This is a genomic window from Snodgrassella sp. B3882, from assembly GCF_026535915.1.
Classification (GTDB): Bacteria; Pseudomonadota; Gammaproteobacteria; order Burkholderiales; family Neisseriaceae; genus Snodgrassella.
Genome location: NZ_JAFNPF010000001.1, coordinates 172,640 through 194,382 on the forward strand (window position 1 = coordinate 172,640; position 21,743 = coordinate 194,382).

18 protein-coding genes are annotated in these 21,743 nt (G+C 37.1%); 9 read left to right on the forward strand and 9 right to left on the reverse strand.

Features of this window, described 5'->3' with window-relative positions; translation table 11 throughout:
• The first annotated feature begins 48 nt into the window (after positions 1–48).
• The 3 genes from J3U68_RS00865 to J3U68_RS00875 all read left to right on the forward strand — a co-directional run bounded on the left by J3U68_RS00865 (position 49) and on the right by J3U68_RS00875 (position 2,712).
• The gene (locus J3U68_RS00865) at positions 49–831 is read left to right on the forward strand and encodes a putative nucleotide-diphospho-sugar transferase (RefSeq protein ID WP_267376172.1); all 783 of its coding nucleotides are present in this window, start codon (positions 49–51) and stop codon (positions 829–831) included.
• A 64-nt stretch (positions 832–895) separates the two neighbouring features.
• A complete protein-coding gene (locus tag J3U68_RS00870; protein ID WP_267373538.1) occupies positions 896–1,726 on the forward strand; it encodes a glycosyltransferase family 25 protein in 831 nt (276 codons plus the stop codon).
• Positions 1,727–1,728: 2 nt separating this feature from the next.
• Positions 1,729–2,712 (forward strand): glycosyltransferase family 2 protein, encoded by a 984-nt coding sequence (locus J3U68_RS00875; protein WP_267373539.1) that lies wholly within the window; start codon positions 1,729–1,731, stop codon positions 2,710–2,712.
• 50 nt (positions 2,713–2,762) lie between these two features.
• Here J3U68_RS00875 and J3U68_RS00880 read toward each other — a convergent pair whose 3' ends face one another.
• Together J3U68_RS00880 and J3U68_RS00885 are read right to left on the reverse strand one after the other, a co-directional pair.
• Positions 2,763–3,335, reverse strand: coding sequence for a hypothetical protein (locus tag J3U68_RS00880; RefSeq protein WP_267373540.1), 573 nt, complete (start codon positions 3,333–3,335; stop codon positions 2,763–2,765).
• Positions 3,336–3,348: 13 nt separating this feature from the next.
• Positions 3,349–4,011, reverse strand: coding sequence for a hypothetical protein (locus J3U68_RS00885; protein WP_267373543.1), 663 nt, complete (start codon positions 4,009–4,011; stop codon positions 3,349–3,351).
• Between the two features lie 410 nt (positions 4,012–4,421).
• On the opposite strand from J3U68_RS00885, the gene sstT reads away from it, so the two are divergent.
• Positions 4,422–5,657 carry a serine/threonine transporter SstT gene (gene sstT, locus J3U68_RS00890; protein ID WP_267373545.1) on the forward strand — a complete coding sequence of 412 codons (1,236 nt, stop codon included), beginning with the start codon at positions 4,422–4,424 and terminating at the stop codon, positions 5,655–5,657.
• 296 nt (positions 5,658–5,953) lie between these two features.
• On the opposite strand, the gene dacB is transcribed toward sstT, so the two are convergent.
• A complete protein-coding gene (gene dacB / locus J3U68_RS00895; RefSeq protein WP_267373547.1) occupies positions 5,954–7,288 on the reverse strand; it encodes a D-alanyl-D-alanine carboxypeptidase/D-alanyl-D-alanine-endopeptidase in 1,335 nt (444 codons plus the stop codon).
• A gap of 34 nt (positions 7,289–7,322) precedes the next feature.
• Entirely contained in the window at positions 7,323–9,503 is a 2,181-nt protein-coding gene (locus J3U68_RS00900; protein ID WP_267376173.1) for a primosomal protein N', read from the reverse strand.
• A 242-nt stretch (positions 9,504–9,745) separates the two neighbouring features.
• Between J3U68_RS00900 and pyrB the strand changes: the two genes are divergently transcribed.
• Positions 9,746–10,666 carry an aspartate carbamoyltransferase gene (gene pyrB / locus J3U68_RS00905; protein WP_267373549.1) on the forward strand — a complete coding sequence of 307 codons (921 nt, stop codon included), beginning with the start codon at positions 9,746–9,748 and terminating at the stop codon, positions 10,664–10,666.
• 28 nt (positions 10,667–10,694) lie between these two features.
• Positions 10,695–11,153: an aspartate carbamoyltransferase regulatory subunit gene (gene pyrI, locus J3U68_RS00910; RefSeq protein ID WP_267373552.1), complete on the forward strand. Its 459-nt coding sequence runs from the start codon at positions 10,695–10,697 to the stop codon at positions 11,151–11,153.
• Between the two features lie 340 nt (positions 11,154–11,493).
• Here pyrI and fghA read toward each other — a convergent pair whose 3' ends face one another.
• The 3 genes from fghA to J3U68_RS00925 all read right to left on the reverse strand — a co-directional run bounded on the left by fghA (position 11,494) and on the right by J3U68_RS00925 (position 13,700).
• A complete protein-coding gene (gene fghA / locus J3U68_RS00915) occupies positions 11,494–12,339 on the reverse strand; it encodes an S-formylglutathione hydrolase (protein ID WP_267373554.1) in 846 nt (281 codons plus the stop codon).
• Positions 12,340–12,483: 144 nt separating this feature from the next.
• Positions 12,484–13,317 (reverse strand): PHP domain-containing protein, encoded by an 834-nt coding sequence (locus J3U68_RS00920; protein ID WP_267373557.1) that lies wholly within the window; start codon positions 13,315–13,317, stop codon positions 12,484–12,486.
• A 167-nt stretch (positions 13,318–13,484) separates the two neighbouring features.
• Entirely contained in the window at positions 13,485–13,700 is a 216-nt protein-coding gene (locus tag J3U68_RS00925; RefSeq protein WP_267373559.1) for an RNA-binding S4 domain-containing protein, read from the reverse strand.
• 124 nt (positions 13,701–13,824) lie between these two features.
• Between J3U68_RS00925 and argE the strand changes: the two genes are divergently transcribed.
• Both argE and J3U68_RS00935 read left to right on the forward strand, forming a co-directional pair.
• The gene (gene argE, locus J3U68_RS00930) at positions 13,825–14,982 is read left to right on the forward strand and encodes an acetylornithine deacetylase (protein WP_267373562.1); all 1,158 of its coding nucleotides are present in this window, start codon (positions 13,825–13,827) and stop codon (positions 14,980–14,982) included.
• Between the two features lie 1,529 nt (positions 14,983–16,511).
• Positions 16,512–16,853: a hypothetical protein gene (locus J3U68_RS00935; protein WP_267373565.1), complete on the forward strand. Its 342-nt coding sequence runs from the start codon at positions 16,512–16,514 to the stop codon at positions 16,851–16,853.
• Positions 16,854–18,119: 1,266 nt separating this feature from the next.
• On the opposite strand, the gene J3U68_RS00940 is transcribed toward J3U68_RS00935, so the two are convergent.
• On the reverse strand, positions 18,120–18,392 hold the full coding sequence (locus J3U68_RS00940) for a hypothetical protein (protein WP_267373567.1): 273 nt from the start codon (positions 18,390–18,392) through the stop codon (positions 18,120–18,122).
• 1,285 nt (positions 18,393–19,677) lie between these two features.
• Here J3U68_RS00940 and J3U68_RS00945 point away from each other — a divergent pair.
• On the forward strand, positions 19,678–20,745 hold the full coding sequence (locus tag J3U68_RS00945; RefSeq protein WP_267373570.1) for a DUF1176 domain-containing protein: 1,068 nt from the start codon (positions 19,678–19,680) through the stop codon (positions 20,743–20,745).
• Between the two features lie 153 nt (positions 20,746–20,898).
• Here J3U68_RS00945 and J3U68_RS00950 read toward each other — a convergent pair whose 3' ends face one another.
• Entirely contained in the window at positions 20,899–21,465 is a 567-nt protein-coding gene (locus tag J3U68_RS00950; RefSeq protein WP_267373572.1) for a hypoxanthine-guanine phosphoribosyltransferase, read from the reverse strand.
• Positions 21,466–21,743 lie beyond the last annotated feature (278 nt).

The following is a 21,743-nucleotide window of genomic DNA, read 5'->3' on the forward strand; positions in this document are numbered from 1 at the left end:
CTAAGATTAAATTTATTAAATTGATTAACAAGGATAGTTGTGGAACAAATGATAATATTGAAGAGGAATAGAGCATGGAATGCTGATATTAAGAAAGCCACGATACCATTTCCAAAAATGGTATTCGAAAATATGATTGCTCAATCAGGATCAAATGTAACAGTAGTTGCTTATCATACAAACGATACTTTCTATACTCATGAGGCTGAAAGATTTCGTGCTTCAGCAGAACGACTTAATATTAAGGTCGATATAACAGTTGTTGAAAATCATGGAAATTGGATAAAAAATACCTCTTTTAAATCGGCTTTTCTCGAAATGAAACGTAGAGAAATTCGCGGTCCTTTACTCTATGTGGATGTTGACGCCGTATTTCATCATTCACCTTTAGAATATTTAAATAATTTTCAATGTGATATTGCTGTTTGTCATGATTTGGAAGATGGTCATTTAATGTCTGGAACATTGTTTTTAAATGACACTCAAGAAGCTTTGGATTTAATGAAAGAGTGGAATAATTCTTGTAAGCAAAGAGTTGATGTCTGGGATCAAAAGGTTTTAGAGGATATTTTACAAGAAGATAAACTTTTAACAGAATCTAAATATGCTGTTGCAGAGCTGCCTAGAGAATTTTGTTGGATCTTTGATTGTAAGAGCAATTTAGAACAAAATTCTAAAAAAATATATATAGAGCATTTACAGGCAAGTCGCAGTATTAAAGAAAAGGAAGGTCTAAAAGAAAAATTTTTTAGGTTGAGCTTTAGAAAAAAAAGTGTTCAACGCCGATTGGATCGTGTTAAAGAAATTGAAAGCATTTTGTTTAGTAAATAATTAATTTAAGGGTTGTATTCTAAACCGAATACTTGAAGTTAAAAATATAAAATTAAAATACTCTATGATATCTGTTCTGCTAATCAATCTTGATCATTCTAAAGATCGCTTAAATTTACAAAAACAACAACTTGCTCGATTAAATTTGCCTATGCATAGATTAGCTGCAATTCAAGGCAGCAATATCTCCTTAGATGAGTATGAAAAACTAGCTAATGGGTGGCAAAGAAAATTATTTCCAGCCGAAGTTGCTTGTTTTCTAAGTCATAAAGCAGCATGGCAATTTGTCTATGACTCAAATGAACCATGGTTAATTCTGGAAGATGATGCGTTATTGGCTAAATCTGTTCCTACAATTTTACAAGCGATTGAAGACAACAATCTTAAGGTAGACTATATCAATTTTGAAACTAGAAACAGATATAAATGGTTAAGCAGGGAATCAATAGATCTAATCAATGACTATCAGATGAGAAAACTGTTTCAAGATCGAAATGGTAGTGCTGCATATTTATTATTTCCATCTGGTGCCAAAAAATTGTTATCAAGAGCTCACCATTCGATGCCTGCCTTAGCAGATGCATTTATAAGTTCAACATATGAATTAAATGCTTGGCAAGTTTATCCAGCAGCAGCTATCCAATTAGATCAATGCACAACTTACAACTTGCCTCTAAACAATTCTTTTCATTCAACTATTAGTACAAATCCTATAAAACCAAAATCAAATAATCGCATGGATTATTGGACTTTTAAATTTCGAAGGGTTTTCGCTCAGTTACGGATGGGCATTCGGCAATTATCTGTTTTCTTACATTCTATGCGAATTAAGGTCCCAATCATTAAGGGTGAATTTGACTTTGATATTGAATTTAATGAAAAATGCAAAGGTTGATAATGAAGTTAAGTATTTTAATTCCTGTATACAATGTAGCCTCATATTTACCAAGTTTGTTACAGGAATTATTGCCTTCTTTATCAAAAGAAATTGAAATTATATTTTTTGATGATGCCTCTCCAGATGATTCTGTTTGCATTATTGAAAAATATATGGCCTTATATCCTGATGCTTGTATCAGAATTTTACGAGGTAATGATAATGTAGGACTGACTAAGGCTCGAGGGATTCTGCTCAATGCAAGTCAGGCTGAATATATTTGGTATATCGATTCTGATGATAAAATTGAAGGAAAATTTTTAAAAAAGATTATTTCAATTTTATGTCACGCTAAACCTGATGTTCTTTTATTTGACTATGATGTTTTTTTTGATCAGAGTAACAAAATAAAACATCGAGAAACTTTGTCTTATCATCCAGAGAATACTTTGGTTGAAATGTCTGCAGTAGATATTTACCGAACAGCAGTTTTAGATGGGAAGCATTATTTTTGGAATAAGATATTCCGTCGTGGTTTAATTGATGGAGTAGTTTGTTTTGATATTCCTGCATTTGAAGATATTGCTTATACACCAATTTTATTGAGCAAATGTGAGAATTTTTACTATTTTCCTGAAGTCGTTGTTCATTATCGTATAAGGAAAGATTCAATAGCTCAAAAGATGGGTAAGTTCCAATTATTTGGAATTAAAGCATATGTTCAGCAAGCACAATATGCATTAGATGTAATGCATGATGCTAAAAGTAGAGCTTACTTGTTATATAAATCTGCTATTTATTATTATCGTACACTAAAAAAAATACATTTATCCAATTTATCAGATCAAGAGAAAAATGACTTAGTTACAATGTCGCGTCAATTTTATCAAGATAAAAAAATATCAGAATGGATTATTGTATCTTTGCTTATGCAACAGGGTATGTATAGTAAAGCTGTTAAGCTATTATTTTGTATTCTAATTGCTAATATAAAATTTAATTAAATTATTTAATTGTAAAAATTAGATTTCAGATACATTTATATCAAAATGGATTATATATTTTTTAATTTGCCGATATCCAGCCATTGCTGGATTAGTTTTTTCTCACTATCCCAATCATGCCCACTCCAGCCATTATAGGTGAAATTATGCAGAAATATTTGATTATTTGGGAATCTATCTGATACATAGTTTATGGCCAATAAACCTGTACTTGGTAAGGAATGCATAATCATATCAACGGTCTGTAGATATATTTCCTTGGGTACAATATTGAGTTTATAAAGATCTAGGTTGCATTTTTTTATCCATTTTGGAAAACGCCAACGATATTTTATGCGCTTATGCAATGCTATTTTTTCATAGCAGCTTTGATAAATATCTTCTTTGCTATAGCGAAAAAAAACTTCTGTATCAGGTTTGAAAAATTGGTGATTAATGCGAAGATGGCGAATTTGCGTATAGCCATTAGCGATAAATACCCAGTCTGCCATAAGTGTACAACTTGTGTTTGGTTCATTAAATCTAATGATAATATCATCTTCACAAATAAAGTCGTTTATTGAATGCTGTTCATCTGCATTACCAATAATTATAAATTTTGTATGTGGTTTGATCAGTTTCATTTTTATTTGGAGTTCATTGCCAATAGTTTTCTAACCATGGTGCTGGTAAAACTTTGCGATACCATTTACCACCACCGCCTGAGATTGCATCAGGTGGATTGACTTCTCCATGAAAAACTATAATTTTACCGTTAGTGGGCTGTTCAGGGGCTTGCCATAACGCAAAAGGCAATTTTTTTAATACATTGTATTTATAACTCAGGCACCATCCTGTTGGCCAATAGCTCAGTTGGTGATGTTGGCGGATATACCAAGATAAAAATGCTTGTTCGTGACGAAATTGTTGTCGTATTTGCTCGAAATGGGTACGGAAATAATCCATTAAATCAGGTATCGCGCCAATATTAAATCGATACACCGAACTATTACCGACCATACGCCATGGTTTTTTCCAATCTCGGATAATCATCACTTCATCATCACGACTTGCTGGTTGAGTAAAAAAGCAATCTATATTATCTATAATGACTATGTCAATATCAAGAAATAATGCCTTGCCTTTTAGCCCGTATAATTCAGCATTGAATGTGGTAAGCTTGTTCCAACCACGTTCTGGTAAACCACTAGGTAAATTTAGTGGTATCAAGGGATAGCATTGAATATCGGGATGGATATTTTGCGAATCATCAGTCAAACATATCATGGAAAAGGGTAAGGTTAAATTACGTTTAACCATGCTATATAGTCTATTTACGTATTCAGCAGAATATTTTTGCCCCCATTTCATGCATAAAATGTAATTATGTGGTTCGGTATTCATGATGGAAATTAGTTTGGTTTCATTTTAAGCTAAAGTATAACATTTTGGGATGTTTGCTGTTTGTCAAATTCGTTGATGGTGGAAGTTCTATATTAAATCTTAATTTCAAAATTAATTTGCTATTAGAGGGTTAAGAAAAAAATTTTGATGTTAAACTTGTTTTTATTTGTTTAATAGAATACATTTTCTGGTTGATATTCTATAAGGTTGTTAAGATATTTAAGATGACTCCATCTTGGTTTGTTTATTTTCAATGAGTTAAGAGGGTGAATACCTGTAAAAGATGATGCTTTATACTGAAGCTGTCCTGGAATTGAGGATTATCAATGAAAAAAGTTTTATGGATTTTATTTAAAAGTAATCTAATCGTACGCATGCTGGTATGTATGATTATTGGTGGTCTTATTGCGGCATTTTTACCGCAATATGGGGTTAAGTTGGAATTTTTAGGGAAGGTATTTATACAGGCTTTGCGTGCGGCTGCACCTATTCTGGTATTTGTATTGGTGATTTCGTCCATTGTTAATAATAAGTTTGATAATGCAGCCAGTATTAAATCTGTGGCATGGCTTTATGCTTTAACTGTTTTGATTTCAGCGGTATTGGCTTCAACTGTTAGTTATTTATATCCTCTACATCTGGTGATGGATGTGCCACCCACCTCTGAAAAACCACCAGAAGGTGTGGCTGAAATTCTGCAGAATATAATCCTTAAATTTGTGGATAATCCTGTCAGTGCTTTGGTAACGGGTAATTTTCTTAGCATTTTAGCTTGGGCTACTGCTCTGGGTATTGCTTTGCGCCATAGCAGTGATGCAACTAAATCTGTGATTAAAAATTGGTCGGATGCAACTATATGGGTAGTCCGTTTGGTGGTTGCCATTGCCCCTTATGGTGTGCTGGGCTTAGTGGCTGCTCATTTTACTAGTGATGGTCTGGCTAAGCTGAAAAATTATCTGGAATTAATCGGGGTATTGTTAGGCTTGATGATCTTTGTTGCTTTGGTGATTAATCCACTTATTGTCTATTTGAATTTCCGCAAAAACCCATATCCGTTGGTGTTGACTTGTTTGCGCTATAGCGGAATTACTGCTTTCTTTACTCGTAGCTCAGCTGCCAATATTCCGGTTAATATACGTTTGGCGGAGCGGATGCAATTACCTGAAGAAATCTACTCTTTGTCTATCCCATTGGGTGTGACAATGAGTATGAATGGTGCAGCGATTACGATTACGACGATGACGATGGCTACGGTTCATACGTTGGGCTTGGATATCAGTTTTATTCAAACGTTACTATTAAGTATTTTAGCTACGGTTTGTGCTTTAGGTGCTTCTGGCGTTCCAGGCGGTTCGTTATTATTGATTCCTGTTGCATGTAGTATGTTTGGTATTGATCCAGCAGTATCCGCACAGGTAGTGGCGATCGGTTTTGTCATCAGTGAAATTCAGGATTCAGCTGAAACTGTTTTGAATTCCTCTAGTGATATGTTATTTACTTCGGTAGTAGGATTAAAGCAGCAAGGTCGGGACCCTAGTAATATTACTTTATTACCTGAATAGGTTAGCTTCTTGGTAACACTGTATTTTTAGCGTTAGTAGGTTAACGCGATTAAACAAATTTGAAAATTAAAAGTTTTGTATTTCTTGTAACTAAATAATTTTATGTTTTACATTATCTGAATATTCTCCAATTATCTATAATGATATTGAATAAACTTAAGATTATGGATATGACTAGAAAGAAAAAACAAAAATCATGGCTGTCACGCACTTGGAAAAGTTTGCGTGGTCGTGATTAATCTGTTTTCTTGGTGGTTAACAGGTCGATGAACATGGTTCGTCGACCTGTTGTGTATTTATTTATGGTATGAATTGGCTAAGGAACGTACCAGTATATCTAGATCGGCGACATGGTTTCCCGGAGTATTGACAATGGCGACCACAACTAAAGGATGTTGTGTTGATGAGTTAGGGATCCAGTAACCAGCCAATGCATTGACGTTTTTCAGTGTGCCGGTTTTGAGATGCCATTGTCCACCTGTATTTTTAAAGCGGGTTTTTAATGTTCCGTCGACGCCCCCAATGGGTAGGCTGCTAATAAATTGTGGTGCGAAAGATGATTGATAGGCACTTTGTAATAACTGCCCTAAGAGGCGAGCACTGACTCGTTCTTTACGCGATAAACCAGAACCGTTTTCCAATTGTAGTTTTGCTGTGTCAATATGAGCTTGTTGTAAAGTCTGTAGGGTTAGGGCTTTGGCATTATAGATGGTGTCACCCTGACGTTTTTCACCTAACCGTAGAAAAAGTGTACGGGCTATGGTGTTATTAGAGTATTTATTCATGTCGGCAACAATGTCTGACAATGGTTTTGATCGGTGTGAGGCCAAAACTCGGGTATTTTTTGGCAATGTGCCGATGCTAAAACCAATATCGTTGTTGTTTTGCTGCCACCATGCGCGAAAACTATGCGCAGCAAATTCCGCCGCACTAAGTTTGTTGGTGTTAATAAACCAACTTTTTTTCAGGCAACTGGCTGGAACTTTGCCTTGGATCTGTAATGTGACACCATCAAATTTGGTGTGGACAAAATGCCGTACCGATGGACAGGGGATGTTGTGGTTATGTAGTTTTATTTGCTGTTGTACGACGACATTGGGTAAAGGAGGGTCGACCATGACTACTGGCTGAGCTTGGTTATTGGTGGCGATGGTTAACCACCATACCCGATAGGCTAGCATATGAGGATCGGGAGGGGTGACGAAAACTTCATTTTGATCTGCTAAAAAGTTGTCAGCACTGCCTGTATTAGACCAGATGCTGCGATCAAGTATTAATCTGCCGTTGATTTTGCGAATTCCCTTCGCTTGTAGTTGTGCCTGCATTTGTTGTAAATCCCGCTGATCAAACACAGGATTACCACTGCCATACCAATATAGATGGCCTTTTAAAGTCCCATTTTCTATTGCCGCGTCACTGCGCCATTGTGTTAACCACTGATAATTGGGTCCCAGTTGTTTTAAGGCTACATAGCCGGTAACCAGTTTCATGGTTGAAGCTGGATTAATAGCCACATCGGCACGATGCTGGTAAAGAATTTGACCTGTTTTGAGATCGGCAACGTATATGGCTGTCTGGTTAGGCGGTAGCCTGCCAAAGGAGACAGCGGACAAGCTTTGTAGAGGAATCATCCAGATCAGGATGAAGAAGAAAAAAAGGTTTGATTTATAGTTCCAATGGGTCAACATCTATTAGCCAGCGCGTTTTGGGATAATATTTACTAAGAAAAATTAACCAATTATCCCATAATGTAATGGTTTGGTGAAGTTCTTTGCGCTGTTGACTTTCCAGAAAAATTTGTGCTCTTTCATAGCCGGCTAATTTAGCCATAAGCATGGGCACCGGACCAAAGACATGAACATTTGCAGGTAGTTGCTCGTGTTGTTTGATACCTTTTAATGTTTCCCTTAATAATTTTTGTGCTTCACTCATGGTTTTGGCGTCTGTTCGAATAGCTGCCATATGAGTAAACGGCGGCATGTTCATTTCTTGTCTTTCAGTTAGTTCCGCACTGGCAAAGGTGAGGTAATCCTGAGCGACTAATGCTTGATAAACTTTATGTTCGGGTTGTTGAGTTTGTACCCAAACTTCACCATCTCCATCTGCTCGACCGGCTCGTCCACTTACTTGCATTAATTCTGCGAAGAGGCGTTCTGGAGCTCGAAAATCAGCACTATACAGGCTGTTATCGGCATTTAATACGACAACAAGATTCAGGTGTGGAAAGTCGTGCCCTTTAGCCAACATTTGTGTTCCGATCAGAACATCTACTTCTTGATGCAAAATTTGCGTATAGATTTTGGCCCAATCTTGTTTGCGTGAAATGGTATCGCGATCTACCCGTAAGATTTTTGCTCCAGGTAGTAAGTTGCGCAAGTTTTCTTCAATGCGCTGAGTACCTTGTCCAACCGCAGTTAAATCATGATTACCACACTCGGGACATTTATGCGGTATGGGTTGATGAAAGTCGCAATGGTGGCAACGTAGCTGATGGGCGTGCTGATGCAAAACCATTTTGGCTGAACAGTTGGGACAGCCAAAGGCATGACCGCAGGCGCTACAAAAGAGGGCAGGTGCGAAGCCACGGCGGTTCAGGTACACCATACTCATCCCACCTTGTTCATAGTTTGTTTGCAATTTTTGTTTTATGGCGTCACTGAGGCCGTGATCCAGTGATAGGCGACGGGTGTCTAATAAGTGAATTTTAGGTAACTTGGCATTGATGTGGGCACGCTGGGTTAATTGCAGTAGTTGGTAATGCCCCTGTTTCATTTGGTACCAGCTCTCCAGTGATGGAGTGGCACTACCAAGTACAATAGGGCAGCTATTTTGTTTTGCTCGCCACACAGCCAGATCACGAGCGTGATATCTTAACTCTGCTTCTTGCTTAAACGATTGGTCATGCTCTTCATCAATAACGATTAAGCCTAGATTGTGTATTGGGGTAAATACGGCTAGACGAGTACCGATTATTAATGGAGCCTGACCCAGTGCTGCACGAAGATAGTTACGTGTGCGTTCGCCAGTTGCAGTCTGACTATGCAGCATCACTGTGGTGGTGTTTGGAAAACGTTGCTGTACACGCTGCATGAGTTGTGGTGTCAGATTAATTTCCGGTAATAGAAACAAAACTTGTTTACCTTGCTGTAAGGTTTTTGCCATGATGTCAAAGTAAACTTCTGTTTTACCACTCCCCGTAATGCCATAGAGTAAGAATGGTGCAAAACGACCAAATTGAGCTTGTACCGCTGTGCTGGCTTCTAATTGTTGGTGATTGAGTTGGTGTTGGCTATCCGGAATGATCCCATATGGTGAAATAGAATTTGATGTGATCCAACCTTGTTGCTGCCATTTTTGCAGGTAGTGTTCAGCCTGATTATGCTCAGCCTTCAGTTGATTCAATGTTGATGCTGACGTTTGCAGGCGATGCCACAAGGCGTTTAGTTTCGGAAAGCGTCCCGCCGGAGCGGTCTGAGTTTTGCCTAAATCACTTAATTGATACACTTCATCTGGTTTGGGCAATGAGATAGCTTTGGGGTCACGTAAGCCTTTTGGTAATGCAGCACTGACAGCCTGTCCCAGAGGATAATGATAGTAACGGGCGGTGAAGTTCAATAATTCACGCCAGTCATGCGGTAGAAACCAACCATCATCAAAAACGATTTCGATAGGTAAAATTTTTTCAGTATCAATTTCGGGTTGAATATTATTAGCCCACACGATGGCTGTGATTAGTCGCTTGCGAAAACGTACGGCAACACGTGTCCCAACCGCCAGCATGGTAGGGTGGGAGTAGGTCAATAATGAAAAGATGGGCACATTCAGTGCCAGATGGTGGTAAATCAATGTAAACAGAAATGAATAATGGCAATGATGATTATTGTAACGCAAAGTGGACGACTTTTACCGTTCTGATATCTGTGCGATAATCAACTGCTAAAAATTAAGGAGTTAAGCCATGGTGTCAGCCCAGCCGACATTTTTTATCCGCTTTTTATTTGAGCAGGATAGGGTTTTAATTCTCAATATCTATACCCGTTAGCTGACGGGTTTTTTTATGCCTATTGATAAAGTTCTGAAGGTTCATTATGTCTAATCCGTTGTTTCGGCAAAATTTCATTTCGATTAATGATCTGTCAACTGAACAGTTGGAGTTTTTACTGGCTGCCGCGCTGCGATTGAAGCAACAGCCACAGGGTAATTTATTACAGGATCGCCTGATCGGATCCTGTTTTTTTGAGCCATCAACTCGTACACGGTTGTCATTTGAAACCGCAATTCAACGTCTTGGTGGCAAGGTAATAGGATTTGCGGATGGTGCTAATACCAGTGCTAAAAAAGGAGAAACACTGGCGGATACTGCAAGGATCATCAGTAATTATGCAGATGCAATTGTGATGCGTCACCCAAAAGATGGTGCCGCTCGGGTTGTCAGTGAATTTGCGCATGTGCCGGTAATTAATGCCGGCGACGGTACCAATCAACACCCTTCGCAGACTTTGCTTGATCTGGTAACCATTCAAGAAACGCAAGGGAAATTACAGCAATTGAAAATTGCTTTAGTTGGAGATTTGAAATACGGACGTACGGTACATTCATTGGTTCAAGCACTAAGTAGATGGAAATGTGAATTTGCTTTTATTTCTCCACCAACCTTAGCTATGCCAGATTATATCTGTGAGCAGTTAGATGATATGGGCTGTAGTTATCAGATTTTGACTAATTTGGAAGAAGCTTTGGCATGGGCTGATATTGTTTATATGACACGTATTCAACGGGAACGTTTCGATGAGCAGGAATTTGCTCGCATAAACGGAAGTTACAGTCTGTGTGCAGCCATGCTGACCGATGCAAAACCTAATATGCGTATTCTGCATCCCTTGCCCAGAGTAGACGAGATCCATCCTGATGTGGATGGTAGTATTCATGCTTATTATTTCCAACAAGCAAACAATGGTATGTATGCTCGTCAAGCTATTCTGGCGGCTATTTTGAATGAAACGATTTGAATAAACCTGATGTATAAGGAAGATGATAATGAATCAAAACACTTTAAGTGTTGAAGCAATTAAAGATGGTACAGTCATAGATCATATCCCAGTAGGTCAGGGATTAACGATTCTGCGCCAGTTTAAATTATTGCATTCTGGCAATGCGGTGACGGTTGGGTTCAATTTAAGCAGCCAGTCAAATGGTAGCAAAGATATTATTAAAATTTCTGGCTTGTTGATGGATGACGCCATGGCTAACAGGCTGGCGTTGTTTGCACCTAGAGCAACGGTGAATGATATTGCGGATTTTAAAGTAGTACGCAAACGGACTTTGACATTACCAGATACCATCAGTGAAGTATTTTCCTGCCCTAATAGCAACTGTGCGAGTCATGGGGAACCAGTTAAAAGTCAATTTTACGTGCGCATCAATCATGGAGAAACTCGTTTACGTTGTCATTATTGTGAAAAAACCTTTGCGCGTAAATCGGTTATTGATGCCTAAAACGTTACACGGCGCTATGTTTTCTCCAATATAAAATTTGACTACAGCAGAAGATTTTAGTCTTCTGCTCTTTTTTAAGTTTGCCAGCCATGCTATTCATGTCCGAGATAAATGCTGAATATCCAGCAAGTTTTCCCAATTGCGTCCAGTTTTTGCATTTCTCATCTACCCAGCTAATTTGATTTTTACCAAGTTGACGATCAAAGCTTTACAGATAGAACTCAACCGTATAAGTCTAAATTTATCTGCTGCATTTTCAATTGCATCATTTTCTTTTTTATTCATTTAAAAATTTAATTTTCGACCATGAAAAATCTTTTTGAGCGAAATTTTGCTCAGCTTATAGCTCAAAAGCTGTGGCATGAAAAAAGATGTGACTTTCAATAAAGCTGCTGACAAAGTAGTAGCTATGGTCATAGTCTTTGTGCAAATGAAAGCGAATATTCAATCCCTTGCTGGTTGCCAGCTTAACAAAATCTTCCGGAAGCAATTGAGCAGGATAAAATTCATCTGCACCGCCTTGATCAATGAGGATAGGTAATTTGGTCGGAATTGAGTGATGTAAAAGAAGGGTGCTGTCATAGTGTGCCCAGTTTGCAGTATTGGCACCGAGGTAAGCTGTAAATGCCTCTTGTCCCCATTTCGTTGCACTGGGATGAGCAATAGGAGCAAAAGCGGATATGGATGTATAACGCTGAGGATTGTTCAAACCAATCATGAGTGCTCCATGTCCACCCATGCTGTGACCACATAGGCCTCGCTGCTGGTTAACCGAAAAATGTTTTTCAATTAATTGTGGCAGTTCATACACTATATAGTCATACATTTGATAATGCGTTGCCCACGGCTGTTCAGTGGCATTAAGATAAAAACCTGCTCCCTGTCCCAAATTCTCGATATCTGCATCTGCAACATCATTGCCACGGGGGCTGGTGTCTGGCATAACCAAAACGATGCCCCATTCTGCAGCAAAACGTTGAGCGCCACTTTTAATAGAAAAATTTTCATCGGTACAAGTCAAACCACCCAAACAGTACACTACTGGTCTTTGGTATCCAGCTAATGCCCGCGAAGGTATATAGATTGAAAATGTCATCTCACACTGATTAACCTGACTGTAGTGGCGGTAACGACGTTGCTCGCCGTTAAACAATCTATGGGTAGCTAATAAGATGAGTTCTGACATTTGATTTGGCTCCAATGTTGAAAAGTAAATCTAACTAAATGTACATAAGTGGTTACTAAAAGTGACTGCGTAAATTCATTTTACCTGATCAACTCATTGCATCATTCACGTGAATAGGGCTTATAAATATTGAAAAAACTGGTTTCAGCAAAACATATTCCATACAGGTTGACAAATTGGCGGTAATTCAGGGCAAACACCCAGCTGCCCACCACCATAATCACCTACTCGATGAAAATCACTGCCACTACTGGCTAGAAAACCAAATTGCTGAGCCAATAACGCATAATTCAGACGATCATTTAAGTTAGTTCGTCCACTGTGCACCTCTATGGCTTCACCACCCAAATCCTTAAACTCACTAAAAAGGTTGCGCCGCGCGGTAGCCGAAAGATCATAACGCATGGGATGAGCAATGATGGCAATGCCTCCGGCATGATGAATGGCTTGGATTGTTTCGCCTAACTCAGCCCATTGGTGTTTCACACTACAAGACTTACCATCACCAAGATATTTGCGGAAGGCATCGGCTTTTTTGCGCACATATCCTTGATTAACCAGAAAGTCAGCAACATGAGTGCGGGTCACCATTTCAGCATTGGTGGCCAATGCTATGGCGCCTTCGTAGGCACCCGTAATTCCTTTTTTCGCCAGTTTTTCACTAATAGCACATAACCGATGCAAACGACCTGCACGCAATTGAGCTAGCAAACTTTGTAATTCAGTGTTCTGAACTGAAATATTCAGACCAACAATATGAATAGTTCGGCCGCGCCAACTGACAGAGATTTCCACACCATTAATCAATCTCATCCCCAGCTTTTGTGCTTGAGTAGCCGCCTCCGCTAATCCAGCAGTATGATCGTGATCGGTTAAAGCCAACATGGTACAACCATTGGCATGAGCCAGATTTACTAGCTGCGTAGGTGTCAGAGCGCCATCGGAAATAGTAGAGTGGCAATGTAAATCAATACTCATGAAATTTAATATGTGACTATATAGATGTGAACAAGGTTGGTTGTTCGTTATTGCAAGCGTGTTGATGGATATAACATTAAGTCAAATTACCACGTGATTTCTATCATCATAACATTTATTATTAATCATGAGCTGTCATTGGATAGAAATTCGGTGTGTTTACAGGTTTAATCAATTATGTCTATTATCTGACCTTCAAAGTCAATACAATCGCCTGCTATCAGTTTTGCAGTTTTTCTGGTTTCTGCCTGCCCATTGCGCTGAACCAAACCGGCACTGATCACTTGTTTTGCTCGTCCGCCGCTTTCGACTATTCCAGTCAGTTTTAACAAATCGCATAATGCTATGTGAGGATGACCTTCGAGTTTAAATTGTTGTTTCATTGAGTTTGCCTTTCTTTATTTCCTTATTGTAGCTGGTATCATGGTTTAATAGGGTATTGTTGTGTATACAGCCCAACAGTTGACTTCAATAAGTCGTGCATGGGCTAAGTTAAAGGAGTGTGTCGTGGATAGTGTTGCATGGCTAAAAAAATTAATTGGTTTTGATACCACCAGCAGAAGCAGTAATATGGATTTAATCAACCATGTAGCCAATTATTTGGAGAATCAAGGATTATCGCCTTGGTTATCGCTTAATGCCCAGGGTAATAAAGCCAATTTATTTGTTACCCTTCCCGCGGCAGATGGTCAGACAAATGGAGGTATTGTCCTATCTGGACATACCGACGTTGTGCCTGTTGATGGGCAGCAATGGTTATCAGATCCTTTCGTCGCGGATATTCGCGATCAGCGCCTGTATGGCCGAGGCAGTAGCGATATGAAAGGGTTTATAGCCTGCGTATTGGCGGCGGTGCCGGCGATGCTGTCGACAAAATTAACCAAGCCCTTGCATATTGCGCTTTCTTACGATGAAGAAATTGGTTGTTTGGGTGCACCAGTCATGCTAGCTGAATTAGCCAAGCGCGATTTGCAACCACAATATTGTATTGTCGGAGAACCCACTTCAATGCAAATGGTGATTGCGCATAAAGGGATCCATACTTTTTGCTGTGAAGTTCACGGCAAAAATGCCCACTCTTCCTTGACCCCACAAGGAGTCAATGCCATCGAATATGCAGCTAAACTGATCGTGTTTATTAATCAGTTGGCACAACAGCTACAGTCGCGAGCCGATCTGGATCATGCTTTTGACGTACCATTTGCCACCGTGTCAACGGGTATGATTCGAGGCGGTACCGCCATCAATATTGTGCCAGAATATTGTGCATTCGAATTTGATTATCGCAACTTGCCGCATATGACCGTAGCAGAATTGATCCAACCTATAAAGGATTATATTCAAAAGGAAATTTTACCTGCTATGCAGGCTGTTGCGCCTGAAGCTAAAGTTGAATTAACCCATCATGTGCAAGTTCCGGCTCTAAATGATGCAGCTAATGCAAAATTGCATGAGCTAGTGATGCACTTAGTCGATGATAAACAGAGATCTAAGGTTGCTTACGCTACGGAGGGCGGTCAGTTCCAAAATAGTGGCATCCAAACCGTTGTTTGTGGTCCGGGTAGCATCAGTGTGGCGCATAAAGCAAATGAATTTATAGAGCTGGCGCAACTAAATCGCTGCGATCGATTTTTAGGTGAATTAATCAAAAGTCATCGTAGCTGATTCTGTATTAATTTTGTACCTTAACGATAACTGGTTATGACTAATCTGAAATAAACAAACTAGTCAAAGTTGCAATTTTTATCTTTTAAATGGCATGGCTAGTTATAGTTCAGGCGTTGTTCATCTTAAGAGTCGATAAATAAAGGGTTATTTAAGCCAATAGATCACGAGGTACCCAACTATACTGACTAAAATTCAGATATGAAGGGGATTTTGCCACTCCAAAATGCTTGGACGACTAGCGAAGATTAAGAGGAAGTAATCATTGCTGGATCAACAGCATAGTAGAATTGATTAAAGATTTATTTAAAAAATAGTGATGTAATTTTTCAAGAATATAAAATCAAAATTAGTGATAAAAAGCGCCTTTTGAGGTGAAGCAAGTTCTATAATTAAATTAGAACTTGATGACGATTCCTTTTAATTTATATATTGTACTGGGAGATTAGAAAGAGAGGGAAAGGTATTAGTGACGTCTATAGATTGTCCTAATGGGTTAATCACCGAAAAAATTACACGATAAACAAATAATAAAATGGTTGATGTTAACATTAGCCCACTAAATGGTTTGAATATACTGTTTGAACACAATTTTAAATTAAAAAATTCTCTGGGATATTTCCTAGGCCAGTGATGAATCTTATGATCTAAATTGGGAATGATGTGTTGCTAATAAAAATAAAATAATTGGCAGTAATCACCCATTTTCAGTTGTAGAAACAAAGTATCATGGTTAAATAGTTCACAGATGATTTTTTTTGTACTATTTTTAATTCTTAGCAGGTAATGAAACCAGCTTGATAGGTGATAAACCATCTTAAACCAAGACGGCGTTAGGTCAAAATTCTAAGCTTAGAAACCGTACCTCATGATGAAAAAGTTTATAATTTTAATGTACAGGACAACGAAAACGATTAAGTTACCGAAGAAAAAATTAGGGTGCATTATGGGTATAAGGGAAGAATAGGGCGACAAAAAGGTAATGCTTCAAGAAATAACCAGGCTCAAAATAAACAGTTTAGAGATCTAGCAAATAAACACAATTTAACTAAAGATCAACTAAGAAAGAGATATAATTTTCTAGCAGGTGAGGGTTTGGGCTGTCATGAAAAAGTATATTCAAGCTAAAATCCAAGCAGTTGAAATATAGATTTAAGTTTGGATTAGATGAAGGGTGTTGCTCGTGGGTATCTTGTTCATATTGTCACCTTCGCAGACGACAATATAATCTCATTGCGCTGCCTTGATAGTGCCCTAGGTGTATCTACTTTAATTAGGAATAGTCGGTGTTGGGAGCTACATGATGCAGTTTATAAATATGCAGTTTTAAACACTAATGAATCTAGAGATTGTTACATACAATATTTAGCGTTGACAGAGGGTTACTTAAATTGGAGTTCTATAAAAGGATGGGAAAGAAATAATGAGAAAAGAGATAGGAAAAATAGGATTGAGACCCGTAGAAGTAGAGCTACTACTAGAAGTAGAGCTACTAGTTAATAATATTCAAAATAAATAAATAAAGTAAAATGAAATATATATTAATAATATTTAGTTTTTTGCTAATAGGATGTGCAAATAACAAAATTTCAGGTATTTATTTAATATCTGATAACAAAATTTGTAATGAATCCATAAAAATAGAGTTAAAAAAGGATTCATTTTTTATATATGAAGGAGTTAATTTAAAAGGTAAAGGAATATATAAATTAATTGAAGATAATAGTAATACTTATTTGCAGATGAACTCAATTGAAGGGCTTTATAAAAGGGATTCCATAATTATACAAAATTACGGTAACTCAATGAATGAATTTGTACTTTTCTCAGAATGTGATGCAAAATATTTGTACTTCATAAAGCAACAATAAGTTAATAAAATTTGTACTGATAAGAATAGAGAGGTTTATGAGGATCATATTTCTACTTTTTTTATCCAATAAAGAGATGACTGGATACGTATCTGCGTCTCTTTGAGAGAAAAGATACAGGAACGCATGAGAAATCTTAACTAAAAATGTAGCAGTATCTATACAGTCAGCGCAATTAATAGATCACAGAGTTACCGTCACTAATAGATTAATCATGAATCCAATATAGCTCTATACATATTTGCCTTTCTGCTTAGATTTCGGCAAGGTTTGGCAACGTGGCAAAGTTAATCTCAACCAGCGCCGTTCAATATTTTTCTCAGGCACTGGTCATATTACTGCTATATACCTGAGCCAAGATTGAATTCATGACATTCAGTCCGATTAATGATTAATCATTTGAACCATACACAATCAATACAGACAAACAGGGTTGAGATGGGATTGAGAAGGTATTTAAAATTCTTATATAATTTTTATGCAAATATAATAGTACAATTAATTAGCGCATGCTTATTAATTTGACATAAAATGAGTCAGAAAATAAAATATTAAATTATGATAATGCAATATTTATAGGTTAATTTAATCTAATTTAATGATCAATCATTAAAAAATAAGATATTGCTTAAAATTAATTGAGATACATTTTAATACTTATAATGGACAACCAGCAAAAAATTGACAGCTATAGCCATATAATATCTGTTGTATCCACTTTATTACTCATTACCCCGTTCTTAAAAAAAATAAAATTGCTTTTAAAAAAGGCTTATTGCTCTTGAGCTTAGTTGCTTTGCAGCTTGAAAAATCAAGGACGAAATGAAAAAATTGAATCCAGGTCAGTAGATATTATTTTGATCGTGAAGATAAGTAGTCTAAATGCAAAAAGCCTGGTTCTGCCTTAAAAAAGCAAAAGAACCAGGAAACATAGACAAACAAACTTTTATTCTGTTATCAGTAAAGCTAACTATATGTTTTGAAAAAAAATCCTCAATATTAGCTTTAATGAATCGAGAATATATAAAAATATTAATTGCATATATATTTGTTCCTACAAATTGTTTTATGAAATGTAAAGTTACAATCCAAGTCGAATTTTTAATACGATATTAATAAATTAATCTAATCAGTTGCTAAAATTGCCATATTTATATGTTTATAAACAGGCAATCCATCATAATTTAGTCAGAATCAATAAGGATCAAATGTTGATGCATCCTTACTGCATGAAGGTACAAGCATTTTTCTTGCAACCATCAATTTTCAATGCAAACCATCGCCGGAGGAAACAGGCGTAGCATGTACGCTTCGAGATAGCGTAAAGCTACAATAAACATAGTCATAAAACAGCCTTTCCTGATTATTCCTGTTACACCGCTGTTGTGCTTCCAGACACAATGGGCGGCAGAAGAATGGCAAGGCTGGAAGACCGTTAATCAGAACCGGCAGGCGTGAGCCTCCCTGCCATCGTCTGCCATTGTGGGCATGCAATGACTTGGTGTTCGGACAAAGAAGCCAAGATATAAACCTTAGCATCCAGTCCGTCCGATATAACAGCCTTCCAGAGCTGCCCGTATTTACGGATACGGGACGATCATCATACTTTGTAAGAATTTATTTTGTCAATATATTGTTAATAAAAAAACTGTTTAAGTAATTAATGTTGTTGTATTCGTTAATAAAAATTCCTTTTGTAAATTGAAATTTCTGAATATAAGGTATTATTTTAATTGAAATAATTATAAAATTTGATCTAGTTTCTTTTGTATTAATATATAAATTAACTTGATTCATATAGGGTTTTAGAAATTAATGAACTGTATATTTTAAGTATTCATGTTCTTCAATATAAGGTTTTTGGTGTTTTAAACCAATAAATTACATTTTGTTATTAAGTTTAATAGTTAACATAAAATGAGTTATAACATTTTTTTTAATGTTGAAAGTTGAGTATATTTCTGTCGCAAGTTAACTTGTTAATATTCAATTTCTGTGTAAATTAATGTTTATTTGACCAAATATATCTATTCATCATTATATTTAATATTGGTTTTGTCAACTCAAATACTGAATCAAATTGGTATTAATGATTAAAAATAATATGTTATGACGGAACATATTGTCTATTATAATTTATTTGTGCTCAAATGGAATACTTTGAACTACTTAATGACGTATCAATACTCATTAAAAATTTAAATAATATTTTATTTTTATGCAGTATATATGGGAATCAACAAATGATTGGGGAGTATGTTCAGTGAACACATAGTTTGTTGAATGGATAGATGTAGAGGATCATTATTCCGCGGAAAAGTACAAAATATCAATAGAAAAAACAAGCTACAGGTTATTGTTAATTAGTTTAATTAGCTAAATAGTTTTCTGCATTAGTTCGTTATCAGCAAAACGAGTCATTATCAGAATTACCATATTTGGGTTTAAGTTTGTTGCTGTGGTTCAGTGATTTGAGAAGACTAAAAATTTAGCTGAAGAGAGAAATGGGTTTTATGGGGCTTTACTATTTCATGAAAAATAGATTGCATTGTGTATGGTACTCGGTTGTAAATTCAATTTGTTATGTTGTGTAGCATGAAAATTGGCTATTTTCTGTCAAATCTAACTATGTGATCAGGGTGATGGTAGTAACCTCTATTTTTAAGATCACTCAATAGATGGGGTGATTCACTAGCAATGATATTTATCAAATACAAGCTTATAAGTTTATGTTAATGATAAAATTTGATTTAGCTTCAATTTATACCAAATATAATTAAAGACCTTAATTTTATCTGTTATGATAGCTGAAAGATGAATTTTATTGGAAACTGATGTGCTGTTTTTTTATAGTTGTTTATCATTGTTTTTAAGCATCAATTTGGTTAATGCTCAGACAAATCAAGGTGTCTACTTTGAAGATGAAGATTGGCATATTGTGTGCGATAATACATTGACTTGTCGTGCTGTTGGCTTTGATCATCAAGAGCCAACCAGAGAATTGGATTCAAGAATTTCAATCTTATTAGTCCGTAAAGCGGGTGCTAATCAATCATTGAGTGGTTACGTCAGAATAAAAGATGACGAAATCGAGCAGCTAAGTGATACCCCTATAACTGTTGCAGTCAATAATCAAGTATTAGGTACCGTAAAAACGGATGATGAGCCCTATGAATTACGGCCAAAGCAAATTTCATCAATTATTTCAGCTTTAAAAAGCAATGATAAAACGGTAAGTTTTCAGCAAAATAATAACACATGGCGAATATCGAATGCGGGATTTAACGCCGTTATGTTAAAGATGGATGAAGTGCAAGGTCGCATTGGTACGATAGGTGCCATTATAAAAACGGGCAATAAAGACGAGTCCCACGTTTATCCATCTATTCCTGCCCCTATAATAAAAAAAGCTGCGGTTATCAGCCCTAAACACAGTCAAAAACTGACGCTCGATGAAGTGATAAGGCGTTTCCCCGATTTTGAAACACATTATAAAAATGAAGCGGATTGTTTTTTAGATTTATCTCAATCTGCTGAAGAGACCTACAAACCAACATTTCAGCTATTTGCATTAAACAAAGATAATGATTTACTTGCTGCCTCTTGCTTGTTAGGAGTTTACAATTCTGGTGAAGCGTATTGGGTTATCCCAAAAGGTACGTCTGCCAATAAGAATGAGATTAAATTTGTTACGCGTTGGGGTACCGACTATAGTGATGGTAAAATCTCAGAAATACAAAAAACACGGGGCATCGGAGATTGCTGGAGTCGCATATATTGGACATGGAATGGACAGCAATTTTTGCGTTCTTCAGATATTACAACTGGACCTTGTCGCGGTTTTGATGATGGTACTTGGGAGCTGCCTTATTTTGTAAGCGAAATAGAATGATCTTTATCTAGCGATATTCACACGAAGTTGTGTGATCAGTCTGTTTGCCGCCCTCATGCAAATGTGGTTAAACCATTAAGCGAACTGAAGCAGAAAAGGGTGATGCTGGATTTCTACTTCAGTTTAATCATGTTGAAAGTGCAAACTAATTCGTTATTTCTCTGCCATTGCGTAGATTTCGTCCAGATTACGCCATTTCCCTTCAGCATCCATGCCGTAGCCAAATACATATCGGTTCGGGACATCCAGGCCGACAAAATCTGCGGTAATTGGTTTGGGTTTCCCAATTAATTTATTAGCAAAAACAGCAGTAGAACAGCTTGCCGCTCCGATCTGCATGATCTGTTTTTTTACCGCAGCCAGTGTATGTCCTTCATCCAGTATGTCATCTAGTACCAACACATGTCGACCAACTACAGCATTTTGCGGCGCACGCAGCCATTGATAATTGCCGCCTTGAAGTTTGTCGCCATAGCGAGAAATGTGTATGTAGTCAAAATCCAGCGGAAAGCGCAGCAGTGGTAAAAGTTTTCCGGTAAATACCACTGCTCCGCCCATGACGGGCAAAACTAGCGGATATTTGTCACCAAGGGTAATGGTGATTTCTTTGGCCATGCGTTCTAATTGAGCTTCGCAGCTAGAACGATCAAATAATAGGTCGGCTGCATCTAGCATTGCCTGAGTTTCAGCACGTTTGTGACTTAAATCTATTGTACTCATTTAGGAATGATCAAGGTATTAGATGAAATAGGGTTATCAAGCTATAACTAGCCTACTGAGGTTTGGCTGAAGTGTACAGTTAAAAATTGCAAATAATAAGGTTGTTTGGTCTGTTTGTGAATCCAATCAGAACGCTTTTGCGCTGGTTAGGTCAATTGTGATGCAAATGGTTTAAAAGCTGAATTTTGCATTCTTCGGGGTAAAGGCGGATTTTATGCTCATATCAAACAAATTTGAAGTCTGTTTGATAAGGCGTCATGGAATTAGTTAGTTTTAAA

Excerpts from the sequence above, each read along its gene's own strand:
- J3U68_RS00865 (WP_267376172.1), top strand. The coding sequence starts at position 49 with ATGATAATATTGAAGAGGAATAGAGCATGGAATGCTGATATTAAGAAA.
- J3U68_RS00870 (WP_267373538.1), top strand. The coding sequence starts at position 896 with ATGATATCTGTTCTGCTAATCAATCTTGATCATTCTAAAGATCGCTTA.
- J3U68_RS00875 (WP_267373539.1), top strand. The coding sequence starts at position 1,729 with ATGAAGTTAAGTATTTTAATTCCTGTATACAATGTAGCCTCATATTTA.
- J3U68_RS00880 (WP_267373540.1), bottom strand. The coding sequence starts at position 3,335 with ATGAAACTGATCAAACCACATACAAAATTTATAATTATTGGTAATGCA.
- J3U68_RS00885 (WP_267373543.1), bottom strand. The coding sequence starts at position 4,011 with ATGGTTAAACGTAATTTAACCTTACCCTTTTCCATGATATGTTTGACT.
- sstT (WP_267373545.1), top strand. The coding sequence starts at position 4,422 with ATGAAAAAAGTTTTATGGATTTTATTTAAAAGTAATCTAATCGTACGC.
- dacB (WP_267373547.1), bottom strand. The coding sequence starts at position 7,288 with ATGATTCCTCTACAAAGCTTGTCCGCTGTCTCCTTTGGCAGGCTACCG.
- pyrB (WP_267373549.1), top strand. The coding sequence starts at position 9,746 with ATGTCTAATCCGTTGTTTCGGCAAAATTTCATTTCGATTAATGATCTG.
- pyrI (WP_267373552.1), top strand. The coding sequence starts at position 10,695 with ATGAATCAAAACACTTTAAGTGTTGAAGCAATTAAAGATGGTACAGTC.
- fghA (WP_267373554.1), bottom strand. The coding sequence starts at position 12,339 with ATGTCAGAACTCATCTTATTAGCTACCCATAGATTGTTTAACGGCGAG.
- J3U68_RS00920 (WP_267373557.1), bottom strand. The coding sequence starts at position 13,317 with ATGAGTATTGATTTACATTGCCACTCTACTATTTCCGATGGCGCTCTG.
- J3U68_RS00925 (WP_267373559.1), bottom strand. The coding sequence starts at position 13,700 with ATGAAACAACAATTTAAACTCGAAGGTCATCCTCACATAGCATTATGC.
- J3U68_RS00935 (WP_267373565.1), top strand. The coding sequence starts at position 16,512 with ATGAAATATATATTAATAATATTTAGTTTTTTGCTAATAGGATGTGCA.
- J3U68_RS00940 (WP_267373567.1), bottom strand. The coding sequence starts at position 18,392 with ATGCTAAGGTTTATATCTTGGCTTCTTTGTCCGAACACCAAGTCATTG.
- J3U68_RS00950 (WP_267373572.1), bottom strand. The coding sequence starts at position 21,465 with ATGAGTACAATAGATTTAAGTCACAAACGTGCTGAAACTCAGGCAATG.